Raw genomic sequence first — 25,535 nt, 5'->3', positions numbered from 1 at the left:
AGCCAGCCTTCACACGCGATGGCACTTTTGTGACACGAGCCGGGAAAAAGCCGTTCAAGTCGTCGGTAGCCGGCTTTGAATTGCGGCTTTGATTCACTCATTCGCGTGTTGTGTCGCCGCGCAGCATGAGCGGCAGCGCATGCAACCCAATGTCACGATTAATTATCTATAGATTACGGTAAGCCGACTAAATACTTTAGGGAAGTTTTCAGTTTTTGTCGGAAAATTTCCGAATTCCGTGACTTGAGGGAGCGTCGAATCGGAACGGATTCAAAAGGGATAAGGGGAAGCCGCGCGCCTAGCCACCTTCATGCTGGCGACCGCATCGCGGCATCTCGCCCTGTTTCAGCCGGCGAGAAGACATTCAAAAGCGTGCGACGGATGTTCCTGGAGCGCGCGTTTAAGCACTCGACAGCACCTGCATCGAGCGTCTTTTCTACTCCAGGGAACCGATCATCATCGCGCCGTCGGCTCTTCCGCCAAGGCGTCCGCATGTCGCTGCTGTCGGCGCGGCAACGGTCGATCTCGGCGGCGGTGCTATCGAACCGGTAGGGGCGCTGCTCCTTCACATCCCGCAGCGCTCCCTCGCCAGGATGATTGTTGGCATCGACGATCAGTCAGGCTTCGATCATGGCTGTCTACCGCTATCAGCTCTTGTCGTCATCGGACTTCAATGTTGCGCGGCGATGCGCCAGCAAGGCCATCAGCCGCCGGTCACGCCAGCGGCTACGGCTTTCTATTTCATCGCTTGGCAACACGTCGCGGCGTTCGGCATCGAGTCTCGCGATGCTGTCAGGCGACCAGTCGAACGGCACGCTGTCCTTTGCAAAGGCGCGGTACATCGCGCCATAACGCGCGGCATAATCCGTCACGCCGCCGGGCGCGTTCAAGTCGATGGTTTCAAATGGCCCCATGAACGACCACCGCAGCCCGAGGCCGTCGCGCATCACGGTGTCAAGATCCGCGGCGCTTGCGTAGCCCCGTGCGTAGAGGCTCAATGCTTCGTCCAGAAGCACGCCTTGCAAGCGGTTCAGTAGAAAACCCGGGATCTCGCGCGCAACGGTCACGGGCTCCTGACCAGCCTCCTCGTAGAGCGCACGCGCACGGGCCAGCGCGTCCGGCGACGTCCACGGCGCCCCGCATAGCTCGACCAGCGGCACGAGCGAAGGTGGATTCACCGGGTGCGCCACAAGGCACCGCGCGCGGCCCTCCAGTGCTTCGGTGAACGTCGAGGCAGGCAGGCCGGAGGTCGAACTGGCCAGCAGCGTGTCGGGGCGCGTCAGCCTGTCCAGTTCGGCAAACAATGTGCGCTTGACCTCTACGATCTCCGCAATGTTCTCCTGCACCAGATCGACATCGCTCACCGCGTCCGCGAGCTGCTCATATGCTGTAACACGCGACACGATCCGCTCTTCCGGCTCGTCGACGAGTCCGTACTTGCCAAGGTCCGAGACACTGCTGCGGATAGACGGAATCGCGCCGTCGAGCATCGCGCGGTCGGCGTCGTGAAGCCTGACCTCGAAACCCGCACGCGCGAACACGATCGCCCACGCACGGCCTATCCGTCCCGATCCAATCACTGCAACGCGTCTGCTCATGGTGTAGTTCCATCGACGATCAAGCTTTTTTATCGCGCAACGTAATCACGGCAGGCGGTACAACCAGCACGCGCAACCCCGCGTGCGGTTCAACATCTGTAGAACCGTCGTGCTTGTCTACGTCGTTTTTTGGGGGGCAGCTCGCAGGATCGGACAGCTCGGGTCACCGCTCAACTCACAGGCCCAAGTCAACCAGAGACCCTCGCCGCTTGCCTGCTCTGCAGACGCTCCTGCAAGTCCGCAGCGGCGCCGCCGATGTCCTCCTCTATGCCCGCCCGCGCGCCTTCTCCGTCACCCTTCCAGAGGGCATCGACGATCTTGCGGTGCGCCGTCATTGACAACCGCATATGCGGAATGTCCGGTGCCACGAGGTTCAGGAACGGGCCGATACGCATCCAGAGATTCTGGATGGTCGCGAGCGTCAGGTCGCTCGCGCCATGCGTATAGATTGCTATATGGAATTCGAAATTGCTGCGCAGGTACGCGGATACATCGCCGGCTTCCACGTGGGCATTCATGGTGTCGAACACCGCTTGCAGCGCGTTCAAATGGTCCCTGGTCATCCGCGATGCTGCCCGCTTCGCCACGCAGCCTTCAAGGGCTATCCGCACGTCGCGCAGCTCTTCGAGCAGGTCGAGCGTCATGGGCGGCACCATCAACGCGCGACCCGGTCCATCGATCAACGCGCCTTCGGCTTGCAGCCGTGTGAGCGCGGCGCGCACCGGCATGGTCGATGAACCGACGGCTTCGGCTACCCCGCGCAAGCTCAGCGCCTGACCGGGTGCAAAACGTCCCGTCATGATCGCCTCGCGCAACTGCGCGTAGACGCGGCCCGCCATGGTCTCGCGCGCCACCAGCTCAAGCGGCAGCGCGTCCGCGCTTGTTTCACGTGTTGTCAATTAAACAGCTCCTTACGATATATGTGACCTGTGATCACATAGTAGCAAGAAGTTTGGTGCCCTTGCCGCTCTTAGTCAACCTTCAAGTTCTAAGGGAAAACGCGGCTGCCGGGGCGTCCGCGCGAACGATCCGGCAAGCACACCCGGCCTGCATGACCGGCGCTTTCGCCGTGGCGCCGAAAGAGGATCGAGGACCGGTACTGTCCGTGCGCATTCCCGCCGTGCCGGCAGATCGAGTCTGTCCAGTGCGACCAATAACGTGCGGGTAACATTCTCAACGTGTCGTAGCGTTGAACTCGAACAGTTTTCGGGCACTTCGCTCAGAGGCATCAATCGCCTCGGTTGCCCTGACCAGGAGTTAATGATCGGCTTGCGAGGACGACCCACATGCGGCGGTCGGCATCCAGGCGTGGTCGTCGCGTGCAAGCCGATAAACGGTGAAGCGTTCACGCTCTGGGCGGGTGCAGTCAAGCAAATCGCTTAAAGTCCCACCGCGGCCGGATTCATTTCGATGTGCAAAACGACCAGCCACATCTTCGGACAATCGGGCGCTATCTTCAGCGCCGGGTTGGTCTTGTCCACGGGCGTGATACAGCCCTTCTCGCGCGCCAGCAAATACGCGCGCCGTGCGTCTGACTGCAGCCATATGCTCACGAGACCGCACGTCAGGAAACTGAACATGGTCGTGATAAGACCCGGCGCGCCCGGATCAAGCTGCTGAACCGCATACGCGAATGCCGTGGTCAGCACCTGGTTTGCCACGATAGCGACACACACCACCTTCGCAATGCCCCTGATCCGCATGGCCGTATGAAGCTTTAACACGATTGTGTACTCTTGACTGAACGCTGGTGAATGTTAGTTCGTTGATTGCCGTGCTCACTTAGTGAACCATCGTCACCGGTGTTTGCATGCTGCGCCACAACTTGTTCATTACCCACCAGCGGGTAAGAAAGCCCAGGTGACTGGCATCGACCAGGACAATGTCCGAGCGTTTTTCAACCGCGCACGCTGCAATCGTTCCAGCCACGGGCCCAAACACACGCGACCAGTGATACGGAACCCCCGCGTCGTCCAGAATGGCGCGTGTCTGGCTGAGCGCGCTCAGCATCGCGCGCTTTTCCTGCAAGCGCAGCGCACCACGGGAATGAAACGCACTGGCGCGCCCCTGGTCCGGAGGTTCAAGCACCTCCATCAACTCGACCTCGGACACGCAGTGCTCGGCGAAAAGGAATGCAGCATGCCGTGCGGCCTGAAGCGCGCCGTCCTTGTTTATCACCGGTATCAGTACCCGTAACATAAGCGTCCCCGTTTCAGCTATGACTACAACTTGATTACAGCAGGTCCGGTGTTAAACGCGAGCAGAGTTTCGAGCCTGCGGCGTAAAAATTGTGTCAAGGCGACCTTACAAGCGCATCCTTGGCTGCATCGTCCGGTGGCGCGTGCAGGCTGGCCGAGAACTGCCTCATGCGAAAAGCCACGCGTTGGGCGTATCCCTTACCGCCGCCGCTGTATCGTTTGAGGGCGACGCCCAAGTCGCCGCCCGATGCATCGAGATACTCGCGCAGGATTGAAGATCCTATCCGCACGTTCTCGCCGGGCTCGGTCAAGTCGTTGCCCGATGCAAATACCTGCGGATGAGCAGCCGGAAGAATCTGCATCAGCCCTTGCGCGCCGGCAACGCTGACCGCCTGCCGGTCGAACCCTGACTCGGTTGCAATGACCGCGAGCAATAGCACAGGTGACATTGCATATTCGTTTGCCGCGCTGATGACCGCACGCGCAATCAGCGTGGCCTCCTGCCGGGCCACCCGGAACTGCCGCCATAACACCGCCGCTACATTTGCAACCTGCGGCGATTCGCCGGATGAGGATTCAATACTTGCCGATATCTTCCCGTCAGGCACTGACCGGTCATTGGTTACATCCGTTGCATCGGCTGCGTATGCCGCGCTTGCGGCCATGAACGAAAACGCGCAGAGGGCAAGTTTCGCACGCAACTGTCGCCTTGATTCTTTTGACTGCTTCTCATGCATCACGGCCCCTTCTCGTTTGCGTTCGGGAAGGCTACGCTGCCCGACGTATCGATCGGGATAAAAGCTGACCATGCCGTATCAAGAACCCGTCAAGACGTGAGCGTTCAGCATCGAATTTCGCCAGCGCACCATCAGACTCGCATGGGAACGCCGCTAAACAACACATCAAACCAATGCATCAAACCAATGCCTACTGCGCACCCACCAGCCGGTAACCCACCCCAGTCTCCGTCACGATATGAACCGGCTGCGCCGGATCAAGCTCCAGCTTGTGGCGAAGGTGTCCCATATAGACACGCAGATAGTGCTGGTTCTCCACATACGCGGGTCCCCATACTTCGCGCAGCAATTGCTGATGCGTGATGACTCGCCCGGCCTGGCGTACCAGCGTAGTCAGCAGTCTGTATTCGATCGGCGTGAGGTGAATCAGCTCACCATCACGCGTGACACGCCTTTCAGACAGATCCACCGATACCGGCCCAAACCGGACCTGCGGTGTCTCCTGCTGCCCGCCGCGGTTACGCCGTCTTAGCTGCGCACGGATTCGCGCGAGCAACTCCGACACACCAAATGGCTTCGTCAGATAGTCGTCCGCTCCCGCGTCCAGCGCAGCCACCTTGGCGTCTTCGTGAGTGCGTGCCGAGAGCACGATCAACGGTTGTTCGGTCCAGGTACGCAGTTCACGAATCACGTCGATACCGTCGGTGTCCGGCAAGCCAAGGTCAATGACAATGAGATCAGGCAGCCGAAAGGCGGCTTCGCGCAAACCCTGCTGTCCCGTTTCGGCTTCGAACACGGTCATGCCCTGCGCTTCCAACGTGCTCCTGACGAAACGACGGATCTGCTTGTCGTCTTCTATGACGACGATGGTCAACGTAGGCTCACTCATGGAGTATCCGTATGCACGACCGCGTCCGGCCCGTCGCCATCTTCCTCAGGAAGCGCCTCGAAGGGTGGCGCCTGATCGGCCGGCAACGTGAACCAGAACCTTGCGCCCAACACCTTCCCTTCACCATCCACCCTGTTCTCAGCGCCGATCTTCCCGCCATGCGCCTCCACGATCGCCCGGCAGATTGCCAGGCCCAGACCAATCCCCGGCATGGCGGATTCCTTCTCTCCGCGCGTGAATTTATCGAAGAGCGTTTGTTGTATACCCGGCGGCAGACCCGGGCCGTTATCGTCGACGCAAACCCTCACGTAGCGCTCACCCGAATGCTGTTCGGCCGCTGCGTGGATGGACAGCGATGAATCGCGCGGCGTGTATTTCGCCGCATTTTCAAACAGGTTCGCGAGCAGCCGCTCCATCAAAACTGCATCCAGTTGTATCAATGGAAGGTCGGCCGGAACGCGAACCTGTACGGCGTGCCCGGCGAGCGTACGGCGGCATACCGCCAGCGCCGCGCCAACCACTTCCTCAAGCATCAGCCATTGCCGGTTCAAACGGATGCTGCCCGCCTGGAGCCGGGCCATGTCGAGCAGATTCGTCACGAGCCCGCTCATGCGCAGTGCTTCCTCGTGGATTGCGTGAACCAGCTCGCGCGCAGTGTCGGCCGAGCCGTTGTGAATGCGCTGCTGCTCCTCCAGCACCGAAGCGAATCCGACGATCGAAGTCAGCGGCGTGCGCAAGTCGTGCGAGATGGCCGACAGCAACGAGTTGCGCATGCGCTCCGACTCCATGTTGACCAACGCATCCTGCGCGATCTCGACGTAGTGAACACGTTCGAGCGCGAGCGCGATCTGGGAAGCGAACGTGTCGATCATGCGTTGCTGTTCAGGGACCGCAAGCTCGGCTGCATGAGCGGTGATAAGCGCCAAGACCCCTCGGGTACGCATTGGCGCCTTGAGTGGCAGATAGAGCGCGTTGCTGGCTGGCAGCGTGTCCGTGCCGCGTCCCGCAGGCTTTTGTTGGTCGTATACCCACTGGCCGATGTCAAGGTCGAGATCGGTGGCATCGAGTGTGAACTGCGGATTGGGATCGTCGACTTTCTGACGGATCTTTTCCGCGCTGTCGGGCAGCAGGATCGCGACCTTCGCCTGGAAGATCTCTCCTACGTGGCGCGTTCCAATTTCGATGATCTGTTCGGTCATCAACGCGCCGCCCAGTTCCCGCGTCATCGCGTACATGGCGCCCGTGCGCCGCTCGCGCAACGAAGCTACCCGCGCCTGACGCCGAAGATTCGAAGTCAGATGGCTGATCGTGAGCGAGGTCAGCAACATCACGAAGAAAGTCAGCAGGTATTGCGTATCTGAAACGGAAAAGGAAAGTTGTGGCGGAACAAAGAAGAAATCAAACGCCGCAACGCTCACGAACGAAAGCAGAACGCCGGGGCCTCGTCCGAGCCGGACTGCGGCAAAGACAACGCCGAGCAAATACAACATCACGAGGTTCGTGAGGTCGATATGACGCGACAGCAGGCTCGCCAGCGCCGTGATCGCGACGCCGATTGCAGCCGCATAAAAATAGGCGTTCGGCGAAGAACGGGCTTCGTTGCGGACAGTGGCGAACACCGGGATGCTTGCATCGCGCTCGCGGCCTTCCTTGGCCGCTTTCACGCCCACCAGCGTCACATCGATATCGTGCGCATGGTGCACCAGTGCTTCGGCAACGGGTCGATCAAGCAGACGCCTCCAGCCAGGCGCGTCAGACGCCCCCGCCACGATCTTGGACACGTTGCGCATGCGTGCGTATGCGACCAGCGTGGCGGCCGCGTCGGCACCGTCAAGGGTCACTGTCTCGGCGCCCAGCTCGGAGGCCAGCTTGAGCGCATCCAGCGTGCGTTTTCGCCATGCGTCAGGCAAGCGCTGCAGCTTGGGTGTTTCAACATAAACCGCGAGCCAATCCGCCTTGAGGCTCGCGGCAAGACGCGCGGCCGAGCGAACCAGCGTGGCGCTTTCAGGCCCCGGCCCGATGCAAGCGATAAGTCGCTCACGCGCCTGCCAGATCCGGCTAATGGACTGATCGGCACGATACTCTCGCATCTGCGCGTCCACGCGGTCGGCCGTTCGACGCAGCGCCAGTTCACGCAATGCAATCAGGTTGCCTTTGCGGAAAAAATTCTTGACCGCGTTTGCCGCTTGCTGCGCCATATAAACTTTTCCGTCCCTCAAGCGGTCCAGCAACTCTTCGGCTGGCAGGTCCACGAGCGTGACTTCATCGGCGAGATCGAACACGCGGTCAGGCACGGTTTCCCATACCCGGATACCCGTGATCTGCCCGACGATATCGTTCAGGCTCTCAAGATGCTGGACATTGACGGTGGTGTACACGTCGATACCGGCGTCGAGCAACTCGTACACGTCCTGCCACCGTTTAAGGTGACGGGCGCCCTGCACGTTCGAATGCGCGAGTTCATCGACGAGAATCAGTTGCGGCTTGCGTGCAAGCGCTGCGTCGAGGTCGAATTCGGGCAGTTTCCGGCCGCGGTATTCGTACAGCGTCAGCGGCACGGCATCCAGCCCCTCCACCAGCGCAAGCGTCTCCTTGCGGCCATGTGTCTCGACAATGCCGACAACCGTATCGAACCCTTCCTCACGGCGACGATGCCCGGCTTGCAACATGGCATAGGTCTTCCCGACACCCGCCGATGCGCCGAAGAAAATCTTCAGCCTGCCACGCTGCTTTTTCTCTTCGTCGCGCTGGATCTTGTCGAGCAGCTCGTCGGGGTCGGGACGGTCCATCAGCTTGCGGGCTTCATTTCGTCAAGCGCCAGGTTCAGCTTCAGCACGTTCACGCGTGCCTCGCCAAGAATGCCGAACTGACGGCCGCTGGTTGCGCGTTGAACCAGTGCATCGACGTCGTTGTGTGACAGCTTGCGTGCCTTTGCTACACGGTCGATTTGATAAGCGGCGGCGGCCGGGCTGATCTCGGGATCGAGACCACTGCCTGACGATGTAACGAGGTCAACCGGTACCGGCGCCGTGTTTGTCGGGTCCGCGTCGTGCAAGGCGCTGATGCGTCCTTTCACTTCATCGGCGAGCGCCGGGTTCGTCGGGCCGAGGTTCGAAGCACTTGAGCCTTGCGGGTTGTAGGGGTTCGGCGAGGTTGCCGACAGGCGGCCCCAGAAATAGCCGGGTGCATCGAATTGCTGGCCCAGCAGTTCCGAGCCGACCAGCTTGCCGTTCTTCTCGATCAGGCTACCGTTTGCCTGGCTCGGAAAGGCTGCATGCGAGACTGCGGTGACCACGATCGGATACACCAGCCCGGTCACAACGGTCAATGCCGCGAACAACACGAGCACAGGACGAAGGATATTTTTCATGATGATTCAATCCAGTTAGATTGCAATGAGACCGAAGGTGGCAGCGGCCGGGTATGCGGCAAGCAGACCCAGCCGCCGTCTATCGGTCAGGCCCAGCCACACGCCGTCAGAATCATGTCGATGATCTTGATGAACGGGAACGGCAGCAAGATCCCGCCAAGGCCATACACCAGCAAATTGCGGCGCAGCAATGCCGCAGCACCGAGCGGCCGATACTTCACGCCCTTCAGCGCCAGCGGGATCAGGAACACGATAATCAATGCGTTGAAGATCACAGCCGACAAGATGGCGGACGACGGCGACGTCAGATGCATGATGTCGAGCACACGCAATTGCGGGTACGTCGAAGCAAACGCGGCCGGGATAATGGCGAAGTACTTGGCCACGTCGTTGGCAATCGAGAACGTCGTCAGCGAGCCGCGCGTCATCAGCATCTGCTTGCCGATCTCGACAATCTCGATCAGCTTGGTCGGATTCGAATCGAGGTCGACCATGTTGCCGGCTTCCTTCGCCGCCTGCGTGCCGGTGTTCATGGCCACCGCCACGTCGGCCTGCGCCAGCGCCGGAGCGTCGTTGGTGCCGTCGCCCGTCATCGCAACCAGCCGTCCTTCCGCCTGATAACCACGGATGGTCGCCAGCTTCGCTTCGGGCGTAGCTTCCGCGAGGAAATCGTCAACCCCCGCTTCAGCCGCAATCGCCGCAGCGGTCAGGCGGTTATCGCCCGTCACCATCACGGTCTTGATACCCATCTTGCGCAGCTCGGCGAAGCGCTCCTTGATGCCGCCCTTGACGATGTCCTTCAGCTCGATCACACCCAGGACACGCGCACCTTCTTCGCGCCGGTCGGCGACGACCAGCGGCGTGCTGCCGCGACGCGCGATTTCATCGACCGCATTCGATACTTCCTGCGGATAACGGCCGCCATGACGTTCAACGTAGGACTTGACCGCGTCGGCCGCACCCTTGCGAATCTCACGATCGGGCAAGTCGACGCCGCTCATGCGCGTCTGTGCGGTGAAGCCCAGGAAGGTCGCATGGAGCGTCGCCATCTCGCGTTGGCGAATGTTGAAGCGCTGCTTGGCGAGCACGACGATACTGCGCCCTTCCGGCGTTTCGTCGGCCAGCGACGAAAGCTGGGCAGCGTCGGCCAGTTCCTGCTCCGAGAGACCCGGTGCCGGCACGAAGCTGGATGCCTGACGGTTGCCCAGCGTGATCGTGCCGGTCTTGTCGAGCAACAGCACGTCTACGTCACCCGCTGCTTCCACTGCACGGCCGGAAGTCGCAATCACGTTCGCCTGCATCATCCGGCTCATACCCGCCACACCGATAGCAGACAACAGTCCGCCGATGGTGGTCGGGATCAGGCAGACCAGCAAGGCGGCCAGCGCGGTGATCGTCACCACATGACCGGCCTTCACTGCGCTGACCGAGAACATCGAGAACGGCAGCAGCGTGGCAGTCGCGAACAGCAGCACCAGGCTCAGTGCCACGAGCAAGATGGTCAACGCGATTTCGTTAGGCGTTTTTTGACGCTTGGCGCCTTCCACCATCGCGATCATGCGGTCGAGAAACGCCTCGCCCGGGTTGACCGTTACGCGTACCACGATCCAGTCCGACAACACGCGGGTACCGCCCGTCACCGCGGTAAAGTCGCCACCCGATTCGCGGATAACCGGTGCGGATTCGCCCGTGATCGCAGACTCGTCGACTGAAGCCACGCCGTCGATTACTTCGCCGTCCGCCGGGATAACGTCACCCGTTTCGATCAGCACGATATCGCCCTTGCGCAGCTCCGTTGCCGTCGTAATGCGCAACGCCGACTTCGGATTCGCCGACTCCAGCTTCTTCGCCATCACGTCGCGCTTGGCGCTGCGCAGCGACGCCGCCTGCGCTTTCGAGCGACCCTCGGCCAATGCTTCGGCGAAGTTCGCGAATAGCACCGTGAACCACAGCCACAGCGAAACGGCGAGAATAAATCCTGCCGGTGCTTCAGCCTGGCCCGAGAGGGCCGCGACCCACAACACCGTGGTCAGGATACTGCCGATGTAGACGCAGAACATCACCGGGTTCCGTAACTGGTGACGCGGACCGAGTTTCCTGAACGAGTCCGCAATCGCCGGCACGACGATGGCGGGGTCGAACATCGAACGGGCTGCCGAGCGTGAATGGCCACCCGACTCCGGCATTTTCTCCGGTGCCTTGTTCGGCGTTTTCACTGGCGGTTTGACAATTGTGTTCATACTTTCCTCTGTATCAGTGACCGCTTATTTGCCCGAGAGCATCATCAGATGCTCGACCACGGGACCCAGCGCGAGCGCGGGTACGTACGTCAGTGCACCAACCAGCACCACAGTGCCGAGCAGCAACACCACGAACAGCGGACCGTGTGTCGGCAAGCTGCCTGCGGTCGTCGCAATACGCTTTTTAGCGGCAAGCGCACCGGCAATGGCCAGCACTGGAATGATCGAACCGAAGCGGCCGAACCACATGGCAATGCCGGTCGTGATGTTGTAGAACGGCGTGCTGACCGTGAGGCCCGCGAAGGCGCTGCCGTTGTTGTTGGCAGCAGAGCTATAGGCGTAAAGAATCTCGGAGAAGCCGTGCGGCCCGGGGTTCGATATGCCCGCTGTGCCCGCCGCCGTCAGCACGCCAATCGACGCACCCAGCAGCACCAGGAACGGCGTCAGCAACACGACGATAGCGACCATCTTCATCTCGTACGACTCGATCTTCTTGCCGATGTATTCAGGTGTGCGACCGATCATCAGACCGGCGACGAACACCGCGAGCATGGCGAAGACCAGCATTCCGTATAAGCCGGACCCCACGCCGCCGAAGATCACTTCACCGAGCTGGATCAACAGGAGCGGTACGAAGCCGCCCATTGGCGTCAGCGAGTCATGCGCGTTGTTCACGGCACCGCACGATGCAGCCGTGGTGGCGACCGTGAAGATGCCCGACTGCGCAATGCCAAAGCGTGTTTCCTTGCCCTCGGTGTTGCCGCCTGACTGCATCGCGGAAGCGCTTTGATCCACATGCAGCGACGCGAACAGCGGATTGCCGGCCTGCTCGAATGAGATCTCACCCCAGCACGCAATGGTGAACGCGATCGTCATAGCAGCCAGGATTGCGTAGCCCTGCCGCTTGTCGCCCACCATGCGTCCGAACACCACGCACAGCGCCGCCGGAATGACGAGCATCGCGATCATCTGGACGAAGTTGGAGAACGGCGTCGGATTTTCGTACGGATGGGCGGAGTTGGCGTTAAAGAACCCGCCGCCATTCGTGCCGAGCATCTTGATTGCTTCTTGCGAGGCAACCGGGCCCATCGCGATCGTCTGCTTGTCGGCCTTGTTGTCCACCATCACCGGATTGCCCTTGGCGTCCTTGACCGGGTTCCCCTGTGCGTCCGTCTTCGGCGTCTGGTAAGTCGTCACTTGAAGCGTGGCGACATCCTGGTACGACTCGAAGTTCTGGATCGCGCCCTGGCTCACGAACACCAGCGCGATAACCGTAGCGATCGGCGCAAGGACGTACAGCGTGATACGCGTGATGTCGACCCAGAAGTTGCCGATGGTCGTCGCGGTATGACGCGCGAAGCCCCGAATCAGCGCGACGACAACGGCAATGCCGGTCGCGGCCGAAAAGAAGTTCTGCACGGTCAGGCCGACCATCTGCGAGAGATAGCTTGCGGTCGACTCAGGCGTGTAGTCCTGCCAGTTCGTGTTGGTCACGAAGCTGACAGCCGTGTTGAACGCGGCGTCCGGGGTCATGGGACCGAAGGCCTGCGGGTTGGACGGCAGCCACTGTTGCAAGCGCAGGAAACCGAACACGACGAGCGCGCCGAGTGCGTTGAACGCAAGCACGGCGAATGCGTAGTGCTTCCACGACATTTCGGACTTTTCGTCGACGCCCGCAAGCTTGTAAAGCAGCGCTTCGACTGGACGGCCGATGCGTCGGACAACGACTGACGAGCCATCGAGCACGGAGGTCATATATCGACCGAGCGGAATCGCGAGCGCGATCAGCACGACGATATAAAGGCCTGTTTGAAATACGGTATTGGCGTTCATTCCAGATCCTCCGCACGCAATAGTGCGTACACGAGGTACACGAACAAGAGCAGAGTCGAAGCACCTGCCAGCAACAGCATCCAGGTGGTCATGGGCGACCTCCCGGGGCGCGACGCAATTTGTCGCAGCCAATGGCAAGAGCCGCGCCCACTGCCCAGAAGGCGATGATGCCGGCGATATATATCAGGTCCATTATTTTGATCTCCCGTAGCGGATTAGGACGTGCTGAAGGTTAGTTGATCGCGCGTAAACAGCCGGAAAAGAGAACTGGCGGGGATATAAAGAAAGTGTAAAGACGGGGGGAGACAGGCGGGGGGATTGAGAGGTCAGGTTTTTGAGGTAGTGGTCGGGGTTGGCGCTGGGGTTGGCGCTGGGGTGGTCGGTTCTGGGGTCAGCGGTCGGGGTCAGTGCCGGGTTGGTGCTTTCAGTGTTAGTGGTCTGCGAGAGTCGGATTTTCTCTTTATCACTGTTAGCCACTGTGCGTGGCGGCACGTCATTTCTTTGTCCAAAGCGACAAAGAAACGAAGCAAAGAAAACGCTTTAACCGCTCTACCCTAAGTGTCCACAGCGTGCAGTTTCTATTCATAGGTGCCCCAAAAGCACGGTGCTCGCCAGAGCGGAGGATGTTTGAACCCCTCCTTCTCGCGAATCCTGACACGAACACGCTTCGCCCCGTACGCTCTCGGGCAAGCACCATTGCTAAGGAATCCGTATGGACTCACGGGTATTTGCGGCTGCGGCTTTTTGACAGGTTAGCTTCCTGGTCTGTGCGACCGTATTCATAGGCCACAGCTTGATGCGTGTTTGTGTTTACTGCCTCAGTTTTTTGTGAATTGGCTGCGCGTTCTGTACAGCTATTTTCGTCGGTTACGGCCGCCCGCATCTTCGCGACCTCGTTTCCAGCAGGGTTGGCGACGAGGTTCGAGGCGCGTACAAATTCGGTGGTTGGTCGTCCGCGGATAGCGCGGGGTGCTCCTTGGGCAGGTTCAATCACTGGTGGCGAAGCGTGTGGGTATCGGTGTTCGGAGAAGGAGGGGTTCACACATCCTTCGCTCTGGCGAGCACCGTGCTTTTGGGGCACCTATGAATCAAAACTGCACGCTGTGGACACTTAGGGTAGCGTGGTTTAAAAGCGTTTTCTTTGCTTCGTTTCTTTGTCGCTTTGGACAAAGAAATGACGTGCCGCCACGCACAGTGGCTAATAGTGATAAAGAGAATATCCGACTCTCGCAGACCGCTAACGCCGAAAGCACCAACCCGGCATCGACTCCGACCGCTGGCCCTAGAACCTAGCACCCATCACTGCCCCGACCACTACCCCACGCCCCTCTCGATCAAACAGAACCCAACGTCGACGTATAAGAGCGTCTGCAGAGTAGAAACCCCATTGTCTAACTGCACGACGATTTCAGTAATCACGGGGTTCCTCTAGCGCCAGCTGAAAATAACCCAAGCCGAATTAAACGCTGCAAACGATCAGTCCGGATTCGGCGCGTACACAGGTGCCCGGTCCGCAAAATACAACCCATGCGGCGAACGTCCTACTGCAATGGTGTCGATCAGCTTGCGACTGTTGAGATCGATCACACCAACATGCCGCGCAAAGCGGAACGTCACCCAAAGGGTTTTGCGATCGGCCGACAATTCCATGTCGTCGGGGCCAGGCAATAGCCCATCTATGTCACCGACCTTCTGCAACGTCGTGTAATCCAGGATGCTGATCGTGCTGGCCACACGATTCGACACGGCAACATGTTTACCGTCATCGAGATTACGAAAGTTGTGCGCGCCTTTGCCAGTCTGAATGCGTTTTACGACCTGCTGCTTATGCCAGTCGACGACGGCGACATCGTCTTCACCCGTCATCCCAACCAGCAAGTCGCGATCACCCGGCGTCATCCAAAGTCCCGCCGGCGTATTTCCAACCGGCATTTTCCACTTGACCGTTTGCGTGGCCAGATCGATCGCGGCAAGTTCGCCCGAATCCTGTAACGTCACGAATACTGTGCTTGCATCCGAAGAAAACGTCATATGGCTAGGCGTTTTAGCAAGTGGAACACGCTTGGCGAGCGTGAGGTCGTGGCCGTCGTATCGGTAGATATCGACTCGGTCCAGCCTCAAGCCCGCGGTGACAAACCATTTGTGGTCAGGAGAAAAACCGAGCTGGTACGGGTCTTCTATGTCTTCCACCCGCTTTTGTACCTTGCCGCTATGCGGATCGACAAAGATCAGATTATTCGATACCGAGTCGGCGATAATGAGCGAATTTCCATCAGGCGTCACCATCAGGTGATGCGGTTCCTTGCCTGTCGGCTCGGTACCCAGGACCTTGTGCTTGCCTTCATCTATCAAAGTAAGCTGGGCCTCACCGGAATCAAGCACGATGACTTCAGACGTAGCCGGCGTATCCGCTAGCGCGAGGTTATGGAAAAGCAAGGTAACAATGGCCGTTACCGAAAGGTTTCTGATTGCAGTGCTAAGCATATTGAAAGAAATAACAACGAGAATGCCCAAAAAGGCAAAAACTGTGCTCTGATTGCTTAACGCGCTAATTTGCTGTCGGGCTAAGCAATTAATGCACTGCATATGATGCCGCCATGATGGCCGCCAAGCCGGTCCGCGCAGACCAACCCATTATCTCTAACGTATTGAGTCAAGCAATGGATGACCGCGTCCGCGCCGAAACCAGCCGATCAATGAGCGACAGTACGACCCTCGCCATGCGTGATGTGCTGGAAGGCCGCCGCACTGGCTGGTCGGTGCTCCTGCCCTTTGCAGGACCAGCCGTCGTTGTCTCCGTCGCTTATATGGACCCGGGTAATTTCGCGACCAATATCCAGGCCGGCGCGCGATACGGGTATGGATTATTGTGGGTTGTGCTGCTGGCGAACATTATTGCCATGCTATTTCAGTCACTTTCCGCAAAACTGGGAATTGTCACTGGACGCAATCTCGCGGAGTTATGCAGGGATCATTTACCCAGGCCGCTCGTCTACATAATGTGGGGCGTCAGCGAAGTCGCGGCCATGGCCACCGACCTGGCCGAATTCCTCGGCGGTGCGATCGGCCTGAGTTTGCTTTTTCACATGCCGTTGTTGATCGGCATGATCGTCACGGCAATCGTCACATACGGCTTGTTGTTCTTCGAGAAAGCGGGATACCGGCCGCTGGAGCTGATTATTGGCGCACTGGTCGGGATCATCGGCTTGTCTTATCTCGCTGAGCTCTTCATTGCGCCGGTAGCCTGGGCCCAGGTCGGGCTGCATCTGTTCAAGCCGGACTTGCCCGACGCGCAAGCCGTGACTATCGCAGTGGGCATTATCGGGGCGACGGTCATGCCGCACGCGCTCTTTCTTCATTCGGGACTCACCCAGGGCCGCCTGCCCCCCAAGACCGAGGGCGAACGCAAAAGGTTGCTCACGTTCTCAAACGTCGAAGTGATCATTGCGCTGACCATTGCGGGCATGATCAACATGGCCATGGTCATCATGGCATCCGGCGCGTTTCACTCGGGTCATCCGGAAGTGGCCGAGATCGAAACCGCCTATCACACGCTTGCGCCGCTGCTGGGCATTGCCGCTGCGGGCATTTTCCTGCTGTCGCTGATCGCGTCGGGCATTTCCAGTTCGGTCGTGGGAACCATGGCCGGTCAAATGATCATGCAGGGGTTTGTCGGCTTCCGCATCCCGCTATGGCTGCGTCGCGCGATTACGATGGTGCCGAGTTTCGTCGTGGTCTGGCTAGGCGTGAACGCTACGCAAGCGTTGGTCATGAGTCAGGTCGTGCTAAGTCTTGCGCTGCCGTTTCCCATGGCGGCACTCGTGTGGTTCACGTGCCGGACAGATGTCATGGGCTCGTACAAGAACCGGACCCTGGTCAAAATCGCGGCTATCGTTGCGGCCTTTGGAGTGCTTGCCCTTAACGCGATCCTCCTGCTGCAAACATTCGGCGTGGATATTCCCGGCTTGCCAACCGCCTGAACGCCTAATCTCCGCGTGGGGCAATACTCCCGCGGATGTAGCTGTAGTACGACCGCAAACGTCACTTCAAACAGCCTGATGGCGCATGACAATTATTGCGTTTTGAAGTGGATAACGCGTGGCATAATCGGCGCCATATCATCGACCGCCCGGTGTTGATCACAGCATGTTCCGCCGTCGCTTACTGAAGATCGGAAGTATCCTGGGATTGCTTGCAATCCTGATGACTTCGATCGCGCCGACGGTCTCGCACGCGCTAGCCTCGCATGACCGGCTAGGCCAGGCGCTCAGCACGTATTGCTCGGCAGACCCGGCCTTCAGCGAAGCAGGCAACAGCGACTCCTCTTCACACTCCGGTGCCCTGCATTGGCAGGCTTGCGCTTATTGCGGCCTGCTCGCTCACTTCCCCATCCTAACCGGTTCGACGGTGGCCTTTGCCGCTGCCGTGTCGGTGACCAGTGCTCCGCTTCCCGTGGTACGCGCAGCCGTTCGCGCGGTGCCGCTCTTCATTGCCGCCCAGCCTCGCGCGCCTCCTGTCGCTTCCTGATCACTGACCCATTTCGTGCCTGTTGCTCGCACCGCTGACGGCGGCGCGATGCCGTCGCGTGCCAAACACGACGGCGCTCAATAGCGCGCTCACAACGATCATGACGAAGGAAACACGATGCGTACGCTTCTAAAGCGGCACGCGGCGCCTGCACGCGCCGCACTTATGTGGGCGGCAGGTGCCGCCTGCCTTGCGGGTTCATCCGGCACCTGGGCGCATGCGGTGGTCGGCGACCGGGTCTTCCCGGCGACGATGGCCGTGGATGACCCCGGCGTCGGCGATGAATTCGACTTCCAGTACGGCCATATCAAAAGCCCGACCGACGATGGTGACAACATGAACGTCAACACCGCCTCGTTCGAATGGGACAAGCTGATTACGTCGAACCTGGCATTCAGCATTGCCAGTGCCTACGTCACGCAGAACGCGCCCAACGGCGGCTCCGCAAAAGGCTTCGACAACGTCACACTAGGACTAAAGTATCTGGCCTACTCCAACGCTCGCCATGAGTTCATGGCATCGGTCGGCGTGAACACGGAACTGGGCGGCACAGGCGCTCGCGCGATTGGTGATTCGTCCTCCACCATTACGCCGACGGTTTATTTCGGCAAGGGCTTCGGCGACCTTCCCTCGAGTCTCGGCTTCCTGAAGCCATTCGCGATCACGGGTGAAATCGGACCTAACCTCACGACGTCTCGATCGTCACCGAACTCGCTCGACTGGGGCACGACGCTGCAGTACAGCATCCCCTATCTGCAGCAGCAGGTGAAAGACCTCGGCTTACCGCAGCCGCTCGCCAACCTGATTCCTGTGGTCGAGTTCCCGATGAACACCTGCACCGCGGGCCCGTGTTCCGGCCATACGACCGGGACCATCAACCCCGGTTTCATCTGGCTCAACCGCTATGGTCAGCTAGGTATCGAAGCGCAGATTCCGGTCAATCGCGCGACGGGCAACCACGTCGGGATCCTGCTTCAGGCGCATCTGTATTTCGACGATATCTTCCCTAACTCTGTCGGCAAGCCGCTCTTCAATCCATGAAAATTGCTCTTATGAAAAATGCTACCGTGCGTACGTTAATCGCCGCAGCCGCTCTTGCGAGTACGCAGCTCGCTCAAGCGCACGCCTATCCACAACATCAGGAGCCGGGCGCGGGAGCCACCGTGTCGACATCGCAAAAGGAAGTGGCGATCGAGTTCGACGATGGACTCGAACCCGCATTCAGTTCGATCGCCGTCACCGATGCGCAGGGCAAGCCTGTCACCTGCGCAAAGTCAGTGGTTGATCCGGCGGACAAGAAACACATGTCAGTCGCGCTCAATGCGTTGACGCCCGGTGTTTATTCGGTCGCCTGGATTGCCGTCGCCGACGACGGGCATCGCACCCAGGGGCACTACAGTTTCACGGTCAAGTAGGCAAGGACCGATTGCCGTCGCGAGTCACGCAAGCGCGTGACTCGCGACGATCGAATGGGCCACGCTGCATCATGAGCACTAGCCTCGGTGGAGATGTTGTCCTAAGCTTGGTTATGCCCCACGCCCTTAAAGAACGTATAGCAAAACACGCCATCGTCTTGCGTGGTTCTGTGTAGATCCCTGATACCGTCGTCGAAATCTTCCGGCTTGATCAGGCCGGCCGATATAGCGGATACACGCACGCCTTCGATCATCGCGGTGAAGGTCTTCCGTGTAAATCCGTCCACCAGATCGGGCCGAAACCTAAAGCGCCCGCGAGAGCCGCGTTAGCGTATCAACGCGGTGCCAGCCAGCCTTTTCCCAAAAAACCATGGCAGCCTCGTTATCAACAACGACATCCAGATGCACCCATTCCAGGTGGTGTTCCCGGAGCCGCTCGATACATCTGTCGATCATTACCCTGGCGAGGCCTTGACCGCGCGAAGCCGGTGCGACCACAACGTGCTGGAGGAATCCGCGGCGGCCATCATGGCTAGCCAGGGCGCAGCCGACCAGCTCGCGATCATTGACAGCGACAACGCTCAGACCCGGGTTCCTGGCCAGCAACCGTTCGATCCCCTCCTTGCTGTCGGTCACCGGGCGAATGTCGACACCCGGCGTACTCTTCCACAGTGCAACAACAGCGTCATAGTCAGCCAATACCATTTCTCGAATCTGTGCGCCCATCATCCATCCTGTCAAGAGCTATTGTTTAATGTTAAGTACTGCGGCTTAGCCACAGCCAAAGATGGTGTAAAGCTCGGCTCCGCGGCAAGCCACTTTAGCAACGCGCTGGAAGCAGCACCCATGGACGCCGCGCACCCTGCTGCGGCGAATGAAGCAACGCTTACATTGGAACGCTATTTTAAGGGCACGGGCGAGGAGCGGCCGGACGTGTTACCCGTGCCGCGAGTTCACCAGGATCAAGTGGCAGCATGCACCATCAACTCGTCTGCTCTTGAAAGAAACAACTTCAGGACGGGCGATGCGTTTGACCTGCTGTAGCCAATAACCAGATCAATTGTCGGTGCGTCGCCTTCAAGAGGGCGGCTGACCACCGACCACGGCAAGAGATTGTTTGCATACTCCGGCATCAGCGCCAGTCCGCGCGTGGATGCGACGAGCGACATGGCCATCGCCAGATTATCGACTCCGTGTTCGGGCGTGATATTGACCCCGCTCTGCTGCAGATACCGCTCAATCACTTCGTGCAGCACCCTCGCCTTGTTCGAGGCCATGATGAACGGCTCGCCCACGAGATCCCCGGGATGGATCGCCGCTCGCTCGGTCAATGGGTGGTCGCTCGGCATAAGCACAACGAGCTTTTCACGGCTGACTACGCGATAGTCGAGATCAAACCCTGGTTCGGCACGTAAAAACGCGAGGTCGAGCTTGCCGCGTGCGAGCGCGTCGGCGAGGTCCGGCGAATAGTGGCTCGATACCGTCACGTCGATGTTCGGCAGTTCATCGCGCAGCACCTGCATGGCGCGCGGTAGCCAGGTCATTTCCTGACCAGTCAGGAAACCAAGTGCAAAGACCTGTTTCGTAGGTTGCGCAGCGCGGCGCGCCGCCTCAATAGCGGCGTCGACTTGCGTCAGCGCTAATCGCGCATGGTCAAGGAACGCCTTGCCCGCCGCCGTCAGCTCGACCCCACGCGCGCTCCGGTTGAACAGTTCTGCTCCAACCTCGTCCTCCAGATCACGGATCTGCCGGCTAAGCGACGGTTGCGACGTATGCAGTCGACGTTCAGCCGCAACGGTCAGGCTACCGGTCTCCGCGACGGCCACAAAGTACCGCAGATGTCGAAGCTCCATACACTTCCTTCAATTTAGCCATGCCTGGCAGGCATGCCCGCCAGCCTACAAAGTCTTTTTACTTTCCGCAAGACCCCACTAAATTACGCATCAGGCAGCGACGAAACGGCAACGACCTGTTCATCGCGACGACTTGGAATCTATCCCGCTCCATACCTTTCATCTATATCGGAGAATCGCCATGACCAGCCACACGCACCAAACTGCCCCGACGCAATTCGTTGATGCAAACGGTATCCGCTTCGCTTATCGGCGCTTCGGCAAGACGGGCGGCGTGCCGCTCGTATTAAACATTCACTTCACCGGCACGATGGATCACTGGGACCCGGCTGTTACCAACGGACTTGCGCAGGGTCGCGAAGTGATCCTGTTCAACAATGCCGGAATCTCCAGCACGTCAGGCGAGGTACCGCAGTCGATTGAAGAAATGGCCGCCAACGCTGCCGCCTTTATCAAGGCACTCGGACTCACGCAAGTCGACGTGCTCGGTTTTTCGATGGGCGGCCTGATCGCACAGGAACTGGCGCTGGCCGAGCCGCAGCTCGTACGCCGCCTGATCCTGGTTGGCACCGGCCCGCGCAGCGGCGAAGGCATGGAATCGCTCACGCCGGAAGCACAGGATATTTTCAGCGCGGCTTACGAAGAGCCGGATCACCTGTGGCTTCGCGTGCACTTCTCGCCGTCGGATGCGAGCCAGGCAGCCGGCCGCAAGTTCCTGCAGCGCTTCCGTCTGCGCACCGAAGGCCGGGACCCCGAAGTCAACGACAAGGTCGCACCGGCACAACTCGCCGCACTCGCCAAGTGGGGCGTGCCCCGCGAGAACCCTTTCGATTACCTGCTGACGCTCGCTCAGCCCACGCTCGTGATCAACGGGGATAACGACGTAATCATCTACTCGATCAACTCGTGGATTCTGCAGCAGAACATTCCGAACGCGCAGTTGATCATTTACCCGGACGCCAACCACGGCTCGCTGTACCAGTATCCCGAACGCTTCGTGACGCATGTGGCGCAGTTCCTGTCCGAGAGCGACGAACGCGCCTGAGCCAACGCTCGTGTTTATGTTCATGCGCTGAATTGTCAGATGGTTTTACATTCAACCTGCAGGAGTCTGATCATGACCCACCTTACCGGAAAGACTGCGCTCGTCACGGGCGCTTCACGCGGCATCGGCCGTGCCAGCGCGCTTGCACTGGCCAAAGAAGGCGCGCAAGTGCTGGTTCACTACAGCAGCGGAGAAAAAGAAGCGGACGCGGTCGTTGCCGAAATTCGTGCGGCCGGCGGCAACGCCCAAAAGGTCGCCGCGAATCTGCGCGATGCCGACGGCCCGCATACGCTCGCCAGACGTGTACGCGCTGTGGTGGGTCATCGGCTCGACATTCTGGTGGCGAACGCCGGCATTTCGAAGTCGGCGAGCATCGAGGAAACGACCGTCGAAGATTTCGATAACCTGTTCGCCGTGAATGTGCGCGCACCCTATTTTCTTGTGCAGCAATTGCTGCCGGTGTTGTGCAAAGGCAGCAGCGTTGTTCTGCTGTCGTCGCTCGCAGCGCACACGGTGGTAGGCAAGCTACCAGCCTACGCTGCGACCAAGGGCGCGGTCGATACCCTCGTCAAGCATTTCGCCTCCGCGCTTGGCGAACGCGGTATTCGCGTGAATGCGGTCGCGCCCGGCGTGGTTGCAACCGATATGTCGAGTTTCACGAAGACTGAGGAAGGACGCGGGGTGGCGATCGGCATGCAGGCGCTAAAGCGGGTCGCGCAACCCGATGACATCGGCAGCGCTGTCGCGTTTCTTGCGTCGGATGCGGCGCGCTGGATTACCGGCGAAACACTGCATGTAGACGGCGGCTCGAAGCTCTAACCCAAACGAATTAAAGCACATTTTCAGCGTGTGTGAAAAACCCGATTGATTAGGTATCCACACTTAAATTAAACACGATAAAGGAAAATTCAAATGACATCCTCTGCCCCCGTATTGTACGAATCAAAAGGCTCCCCGAACGCACGCCGTGTTCGCATCTTCATCGCGGAGAAGGGAATCGATATCCCGATGAAGCCGGTCGACCTGGGCGCCAAGGAACAGTTCTCCGACTCCTACCGCGCAATCAATCCGCGCAGCCAGGTACCGGCGCTGGCTTTAGCCGATGGTCGTGTCATCACTGAAGTGCTCGCGATCTGGCGTTATCTGGAAGAGGCGTATCCGCAAACCCCGCTATTGGGGACGACGGCCGAGTCGAAGGCTCTCGTCACCATGTGGGAACGCCGCGCAGAACTGGATGGCTTCGCACCGGTCATGGAGGGCGTGCGCAACGCAGTCGCCGGACTGAAGGGCCGTGCGCTCTCGGGACCACACGCTTATGACCAGATTCCCGAACTGGTCGAGCGCAGCAAACAACGCGTGGCGAATTTTTTCTCCGACTTCAACGTTCGCCTCGAGACGGTCCGGTTCGTAGCCGGCGATGAATTCTCGGCAGCGGACATCACCACGCTGGTCACGGTCGACTTCGCAACCAACGCGCTGAAGATGCCGATCCCAGCAGAACACACCGCGTTTCGTCGATGGTACGACGAGGTCTCTGCCCGTCCGAGCGCTACCGCATAAAACCGTTGCGCCGGTCCTTGGCGACCGGCGCGTAACGGACCGAATACGCATTACCTGCTAAAGGAAAGATCATGGCTCACTTGTTCACATCGAAGAAAGTTGGCGCCTATACCTTCTCGCATCGTGTGGTCCTTGCACCGATGACCCGCCTGCGCACCATCCAGCCCGGCGACATCCCCAGCCCGATGATGGCCGACTTCTACGGCCAGCGCGCATCGAATGGCGGGCTCGAAATCATTGAAGGCGTCAGCATCTCGATCCCCGCCCGCTCGTACCTGGGCGCCGCGAGCTTCTATCACGACGGGCAGATAGAAGGCTGGAAGGCTATCGCCAATGCCGTTCACGCCAAGGGTGGCCGCGCCTTCATGCAGCTCATCCACGGCGGCCGTCAAAGCCACGTCGAGATGACCGGCGGTGTTGATCCGGTCGCGCCGTCGGTCGTCCCGTTCGACGGCGTCGCGCTGACCAAGGACGGATTCGTTCCGGCTTCACCGCATCGGGCGCTTGGCATTGAAGAGATTCCGGGCATTGTCGAAGAATTTCGCGTTGCAGCACAACGCGCGCTGGATGCAGGTTTCGATGGTGTCGAGCTTCACGGTGCGAACGGCTACCTGGTAGATCAGTTCATCCAGGACGGCACCAACCAGCGCACCGACGCTTACGGCGGCGGAATCGAAAACCGCGTCCGCTTCCTGCGCGAAACCGTTGAAACCCTCATCTCCGTGTGGGGTGCGGACCGGGTCGGCGTGCGCATCTCGCCGTCAGGCGAATGGGGCGGTATCTCCGACAGCAATCCTGAAGCAACCTTCAGCTACGTCGCGAAGGTGCTCGACGAATACAAGATTGCGTATCTGCATGTGATCGAGCCGCGCATCAAGGGCGATGAAACGCTGCATGAAGGGCAAGCGCCCGTTGCAACGAAGTATCTGCGTGCGCACTTCTCCGGTCCGATCATCGCGGCCGGCGGTTTCGACGGCGACAGCGCCGAGGCGATCGTGGCATCCGGCGATGCAGACCTGGTCGCATTCGGCCGTCACTTCTCGTCGAATCCTGATTTGCCGTATCGTCTGGAGCACAAGCTGCCGCTCACACCGTATGTCCGCGCCGCGTTCTGGGGCGGCGATGAAAAGCATTACTCGGATTTTCCCGCTTATTTGCCTACTGTAGAAGTCGCAGAAGCCGTGTGAACCGGATGGCGCTTCGGCGCCGCGCTTGAACCCAGCCTGAACCCAGCTCGAACCCACTTACTCTGGAGAGCCTCATGTCACGCACCATCAAGTTTGCCAAAGCCGGCGGTCCCGAAGTCCTCGAATTCGTGGAGACAACAGTACCCGCTCCCGGTCCGACCGAAGTTCGCATCAACGTCAAGGCAATCGGCATCAATCGCGCCGAGGCAATGTGGCGCGCGGACGCGTATATCGAACCCGTCAAGTTCCCGGCAGGTCTCGGATACGAAGCAGCGGGTATTGTCGATGCAGTGGGCAGCGACGTCACCGGCTTCGCGCCCGGCGACAAGGTCAGCCTGATTCCATCGTTCTCGATGAATCAGTACTTCACGTACGGCGAAGTCATCGTGGCGCCTGACTATGCAGTCGTCAAGCATCCGGAATCGCTTTCGTATGCCGAAGCGGCATCGGTCTGGATGATGTTCGTGACGGCTTACGGCGCACTCATCGAAGATGCGAAAGTAGGCAAGGGCGATTTTGTCATCATCCCGGCAGCGTCGAGCAGCGTTGGACTCGCGGCGATCCAGATTGCCAACTACGCCGGCGCCACGTCCATCGCGACAACGCGTACAGCCGAAAAGAAACAGCAGTTGCTCGATGCGGGCGCGGCGCACGTCATTGTCACGGACGAGACTGACCTGGTCGAAGAGGTCAAGCGAATCACGGGCGGCCAGGGTGCGCGCGTGGTGTTCGACCCAGTCGGCGGTCCGAACTTCCCGAAGCTGATTTCCGCGCTGTCGTTCCAGGGCATTGCGTACATCTATGGCGCGCTTAGCGAGGGTGTGACACCCCTGCCCGTGCTGGACATGATCGCCAAGATGATCACCGTCAAGGCTCACAATATCTGGCTGACGAGTGGAGACGCGACACGTCGGAAGGCTGCGGTGGAGTACGTGCTGAAGGGACTTGAGAGCGGCGCGCTCAAACCGGTGATTGATCGCACTTTCACGTTCGACGAAATTGTCGACGTGCATCGCTATCTGGAAACCAACGGTCAGTTCGGCAAGATCGTGGTGACCGTGTAAGCAAAAGCGCCGCCGCCCG

The 25,535-nt window shown here is 59.7% G+C and carries 24 protein-coding genes; 9 read left to right on the top strand and 15 right to left on the bottom strand.

What is annotated here, in order from left to right:
• Nucleotides 1-647 precede the first annotated feature (647 nt).
• The 12 genes from ACSQ36_RS38460 to ACSQ36_RS38405 all read right to left on the bottom strand — a co-directional run bounded on the left by ACSQ36_RS38460 (nt 648) and on the right by ACSQ36_RS38405 (nt 15,334).
• Nucleotides 648-1,598 carry a 3-hydroxyacyl-CoA dehydrogenase gene (locus ACSQ36_RS38460; RefSeq protein WP_436186154.1) on the bottom strand — a complete coding sequence of 317 codons (951 nt, stop codon included), beginning with the start codon at nt 1,596-1,598 and terminating at the stop codon, nt 648-650.
• 188 nt (nt 1,599-1,786) lie between these two features.
• Nucleotides 1,787-2,437: a GntR family transcriptional regulator gene (locus tag ACSQ36_RS38455; protein ID WP_436186476.1), complete on the bottom strand. Its 651-nt coding sequence runs from the start codon at nt 2,435-2,437 to the stop codon at nt 1,787-1,789.
• 540 nt (nt 2,438-2,977) lie between these two features.
• A complete protein-coding gene (locus ACSQ36_RS38450; RefSeq protein ID WP_436186153.1) occupies nt 2,978-3,322 on the bottom strand; it encodes a hypothetical protein in 345 nt (114 codons plus the stop codon).
• 58 nt (nt 3,323-3,380) lie between these two features.
• The gene (locus ACSQ36_RS38445) at nt 3,381-3,797 is read right to left on the bottom strand and encodes a universal stress protein (protein ID WP_436186152.1); all 417 of its coding nucleotides are present in this window, start codon (nt 3,795-3,797) and stop codon (nt 3,381-3,383) included.
• Between the two features lie 94 nt (nt 3,798-3,891).
• The gene (locus ACSQ36_RS38440) at nt 3,892-4,605 is read right to left on the bottom strand and encodes a lytic transglycosylase domain-containing protein (protein WP_436186151.1); all 714 of its coding nucleotides are present in this window, start codon (nt 4,603-4,605) and stop codon (nt 3,892-3,894) included.
• A 118-nt stretch (nt 4,606-4,723) separates the two neighbouring features.
• Entirely contained in the window at nt 4,724-5,422 is a 699-nt protein-coding gene (gene kdpE / locus ACSQ36_RS38435) for a two-component system response regulator KdpE (protein ID WP_213762931.1), read from the bottom strand.
• Nucleotides 5,419-8,211: a DUF4118 domain-containing protein gene (locus ACSQ36_RS38430; RefSeq protein WP_436186150.1), complete on the bottom strand. Its 2,793-nt coding sequence runs from the start codon at nt 8,209-8,211 to the stop codon at nt 5,419-5,421. Before ACSQ36_RS38430 ends, kdpE begins: the two co-directional genes overlap by 4 nt.
• The gene (kdpC, locus tag ACSQ36_RS38425) at nt 8,211-8,792 is read right to left on the bottom strand and encodes a potassium-transporting ATPase subunit KdpC (protein WP_213762935.1); all 582 of its coding nucleotides are present in this window, start codon (nt 8,790-8,792) and stop codon (nt 8,211-8,213) included. The genes ACSQ36_RS38430 and kdpC overlap by 1 nt, the downstream gene beginning before the upstream one ends.
• A gap of 86 nt (nt 8,793-8,878) precedes the next feature.
• On the bottom strand, nt 8,879-10,978 hold the full coding sequence (gene kdpB / locus ACSQ36_RS38420; protein ID WP_436186475.1) for a potassium-transporting ATPase subunit KdpB: 2,100 nt from the start codon (nt 10,976-10,978) through the stop codon (nt 8,879-8,881).
• Nucleotides 10,979-11,056: 78 nt separating this feature from the next.
• Nucleotides 11,057-12,865, bottom strand: coding sequence for a potassium-transporting ATPase subunit KdpA (gene kdpA, locus ACSQ36_RS38415; RefSeq protein ID WP_436186149.1), 1,809 nt, complete (start codon nt 12,863-12,865; stop codon nt 11,057-11,059).
• On the bottom strand, nt 12,862-12,957 hold the full coding sequence (locus tag ACSQ36_RS38410) for a potassium-transporting ATPase subunit F (protein ID WP_035566418.1): 96 nt from the start codon (nt 12,955-12,957) through the stop codon (nt 12,862-12,864). Before ACSQ36_RS38410 ends, kdpA begins: the two co-directional genes overlap by 4 nt.
• Nucleotides 12,958-14,341: 1,384 nt before the next feature.
• The gene (locus ACSQ36_RS38405; RefSeq protein ID WP_436186474.1) at nt 14,342-15,334 is read right to left on the bottom strand and encodes a beta-propeller fold lactonase family protein; all 993 of its coding nucleotides are present in this window, start codon (nt 15,332-15,334) and stop codon (nt 14,342-14,344) included.
• Between the two features lie 191 nt (nt 15,335-15,525).
• Here ACSQ36_RS38405 and ACSQ36_RS38400 point away from each other — a divergent pair, with 191 nt between their 5' ends.
• The 4 genes from ACSQ36_RS38400 (at nt 15,526) to ACSQ36_RS38385 (ending at nt 18,807) form a co-directional block, all read left to right on the top strand.
• The gene (locus tag ACSQ36_RS38400; RefSeq protein WP_213762948.1) at nt 15,526-16,845 is read left to right on the top strand and encodes an Nramp family divalent metal transporter; all 1,320 of its coding nucleotides are present in this window, start codon (nt 15,526-15,528) and stop codon (nt 16,843-16,845) included.
• A gap of 166 nt (nt 16,846-17,011) precedes the next feature.
• Nucleotides 17,012-17,392 carry a DUF2946 domain-containing protein gene (locus tag ACSQ36_RS38395; RefSeq protein WP_436186148.1) on the top strand — a complete coding sequence of 127 codons (381 nt, stop codon included), beginning with the start codon at nt 17,012-17,014 and terminating at the stop codon, nt 17,390-17,392.
• A 117-nt stretch (nt 17,393-17,509) separates the two neighbouring features.
• Nucleotides 17,510-18,433 carry a hypothetical protein gene (locus ACSQ36_RS38390; RefSeq protein ID WP_436186147.1) on the top strand — a complete coding sequence of 308 codons (924 nt, stop codon included), beginning with the start codon at nt 17,510-17,512 and terminating at the stop codon, nt 18,431-18,433.
• An 11-nt stretch (nt 18,434-18,444) separates the two neighbouring features.
• On the top strand, nt 18,445-18,807 hold the full coding sequence (locus ACSQ36_RS38385; RefSeq protein WP_436186146.1) for a copper resistance CopC family protein: 363 nt from the start codon (nt 18,445-18,447) through the stop codon (nt 18,805-18,807).
• A 101-nt stretch (nt 18,808-18,908) separates the two neighbouring features.
• Here ACSQ36_RS38385 and ACSQ36_RS38380 read toward each other — a convergent pair whose 3' ends face one another.
• The 3 genes from ACSQ36_RS38380 to ACSQ36_RS38370 form a co-directional block, all read right to left on the bottom strand.
• Complete coding sequence (locus ACSQ36_RS38380; protein WP_436186145.1) at nt 18,909-19,094, bottom strand: hypothetical protein; 186 nt, start codon at nt 19,092-19,094, stop codon at nt 18,909-18,911.
• 16 nt (nt 19,095-19,110) lie between these two features.
• On the bottom strand, nt 19,111-19,536 hold the full coding sequence (locus tag ACSQ36_RS38375; RefSeq protein WP_436186144.1) for a GNAT family N-acetyltransferase: 426 nt from the start codon (nt 19,534-19,536) through the stop codon (nt 19,111-19,113).
• Nucleotides 19,537-19,769: 233 nt separating this feature from the next.
• Nucleotides 19,770-20,660 carry a LysR family transcriptional regulator gene (locus tag ACSQ36_RS38370; RefSeq protein ID WP_436186143.1) on the bottom strand — a complete coding sequence of 297 codons (891 nt, stop codon included), beginning with the start codon at nt 20,658-20,660 and terminating at the stop codon, nt 19,770-19,772.
• Nucleotides 20,661-20,841: 181 nt separating this feature from the next.
• Here ACSQ36_RS38370 and ACSQ36_RS38365 point away from each other — a divergent pair, with 181 nt between their 5' ends.
• From ACSQ36_RS38365 to ACSQ36_RS38345, 5 genes are all read left to right on the top strand, one after another.
• On the top strand, nt 20,842-21,705 hold the full coding sequence (locus tag ACSQ36_RS38365; protein ID WP_436186142.1) for an alpha/beta fold hydrolase: 864 nt from the start codon (nt 20,842-20,844) through the stop codon (nt 21,703-21,705).
• A gap of 72 nt (nt 21,706-21,777) precedes the next feature.
• Nucleotides 21,778-22,524, top strand: coding sequence for an SDR family NAD(P)-dependent oxidoreductase (locus tag ACSQ36_RS38360; protein WP_436186141.1), 747 nt, complete (start codon nt 21,778-21,780; stop codon nt 22,522-22,524).
• A 93-nt stretch (nt 22,525-22,617) separates the two neighbouring features.
• The gene (locus tag ACSQ36_RS38355; protein WP_436186140.1) at nt 22,618-23,265 is read left to right on the top strand and encodes a glutathione S-transferase family protein; all 648 of its coding nucleotides are present in this window, start codon (nt 22,618-22,620) and stop codon (nt 23,263-23,265) included.
• A gap of 71 nt (nt 23,266-23,336) precedes the next feature.
• The gene (locus tag ACSQ36_RS38350; protein WP_436186139.1) at nt 23,337-24,452 is read left to right on the top strand and encodes an alkene reductase; all 1,116 of its coding nucleotides are present in this window, start codon (nt 23,337-23,339) and stop codon (nt 24,450-24,452) included.
• 74 nt (nt 24,453-24,526) lie between these two features.
• A complete protein-coding gene (locus ACSQ36_RS38345) occupies nt 24,527-25,516 on the top strand; it encodes a zinc-dependent alcohol dehydrogenase family protein (RefSeq protein WP_436186138.1) in 990 nt (329 codons plus the stop codon).
• The last annotated feature ends 19 nt before the right edge of the window (nt 25,517-25,535 follow it).

It is taken from the genome of Caballeronia sp. LjRoot34 (assembly GCF_964253815.1).
Taxonomy (GTDB): domain Bacteria; phylum Pseudomonadota; class Gammaproteobacteria; order Burkholderiales; family Burkholderiaceae; genus Caballeronia.
Note: the sequence above shows the minus strand (reverse complement) of the source record. Positions and strands in the feature narration are given on the sequence as shown.

Bases quoted from the DNA above. Each gene is read 5' to 3' on its own strand.
- ACSQ36_RS38460 (WP_436186154.1), bottom strand. From the start codon at position 1,598: ATGAGCAGACGCGTTGCAGTGATTGGATCGGGACGGATAGGCCGTGCG.
- ACSQ36_RS38455 (WP_436186476.1), bottom strand. From the start codon at position 2,437: ATGGCGGGCCGCGTCTACGCGCAGTTGCGCGAGGCGATCATGACGGGA.
- ACSQ36_RS38445 (WP_436186152.1), bottom strand. From the start codon at position 3,797: ATGTTACGGGTACTGATACCGGTGATAAACAAGGACGGCGCGCTTCAG.
- ACSQ36_RS38440 (WP_436186151.1), bottom strand. From the start codon at position 4,605: ATGGTCAGCTTTTATCCCGATCGATACGTCGGGCAGCGTAGCCTTCCC.
- kdpE (WP_213762931.1), bottom strand. From the start codon at position 5,422: ATGAGTGAGCCTACGTTGACCATCGTCGTCATAGAAGACGACAAGCAG.
- ACSQ36_RS38430 (WP_436186150.1), bottom strand. From the start codon at position 8,211: ATGGACCGTCCCGACCCCGACGAGCTGCTCGACAAGATCCAGCGCGAC.
- kdpC (WP_213762935.1), bottom strand. From the start codon at position 8,792: ATGAAAAATATCCTTCGTCCTGTGCTCGTGTTGTTCGCGGCATTGACC.
- kdpB (WP_436186475.1), bottom strand. From the start codon at position 10,978: ATGCCGGAGTCGGGTGGCCATTCACGCTCGGCAGCCCGTTCGATGTTC.
- kdpA (WP_436186149.1), bottom strand. From the start codon at position 12,865: ATGAACGCCAATACCGTATTTCAAACAGGCCTTTATATCGTCGTGCTG.
- ACSQ36_RS38410 (WP_035566418.1), bottom strand. From the start codon at position 12,957: ATGACCACCTGGATGCTGTTGCTGGCAGGTGCTTCGACTCTGCTCTTG.
- ACSQ36_RS38400 (WP_213762948.1), top strand. From the start codon at position 15,526: ATGGATGACCGCGTCCGCGCCGAAACCAGCCGATCAATGAGCGACAGT.
- ACSQ36_RS38395 (WP_436186148.1), top strand. From the start codon at position 17,012: ATGTTCCGCCGTCGCTTACTGAAGATCGGAAGTATCCTGGGATTGCTT.
- ACSQ36_RS38390 (WP_436186147.1), top strand. From the start codon at position 17,510: ATGCGTACGCTTCTAAAGCGGCACGCGGCGCCTGCACGCGCCGCACTT.
- ACSQ36_RS38385 (WP_436186146.1), top strand. From the start codon at position 18,445: ATGAAAAATGCTACCGTGCGTACGTTAATCGCCGCAGCCGCTCTTGCG.
- ACSQ36_RS38375 (WP_436186144.1), bottom strand. From the start codon at position 19,536: ATGATGGGCGCACAGATTCGAGAAATGGTATTGGCTGACTATGACGCT.
- ACSQ36_RS38370 (WP_436186143.1), bottom strand. From the start codon at position 20,660: ATGGAGCTTCGACATCTGCGGTACTTTGTGGCCGTCGCGGAGACCGGT.
- ACSQ36_RS38365 (WP_436186142.1), top strand. From the start codon at position 20,842: ATGACCAGCCACACGCACCAAACTGCCCCGACGCAATTCGTTGATGCA.
- ACSQ36_RS38360 (WP_436186141.1), top strand. From the start codon at position 21,778: ATGACCCACCTTACCGGAAAGACTGCGCTCGTCACGGGCGCTTCACGC.
- ACSQ36_RS38355 (WP_436186140.1), top strand. From the start codon at position 22,618: ATGACATCCTCTGCCCCCGTATTGTACGAATCAAAAGGCTCCCCGAAC.
- ACSQ36_RS38350 (WP_436186139.1), top strand. From the start codon at position 23,337: ATGGCTCACTTGTTCACATCGAAGAAAGTTGGCGCCTATACCTTCTCG.
- ACSQ36_RS38345 (WP_436186138.1), top strand. From the start codon at position 24,527: ATGTCACGCACCATCAAGTTTGCCAAAGCCGGCGGTCCCGAAGTCCTC.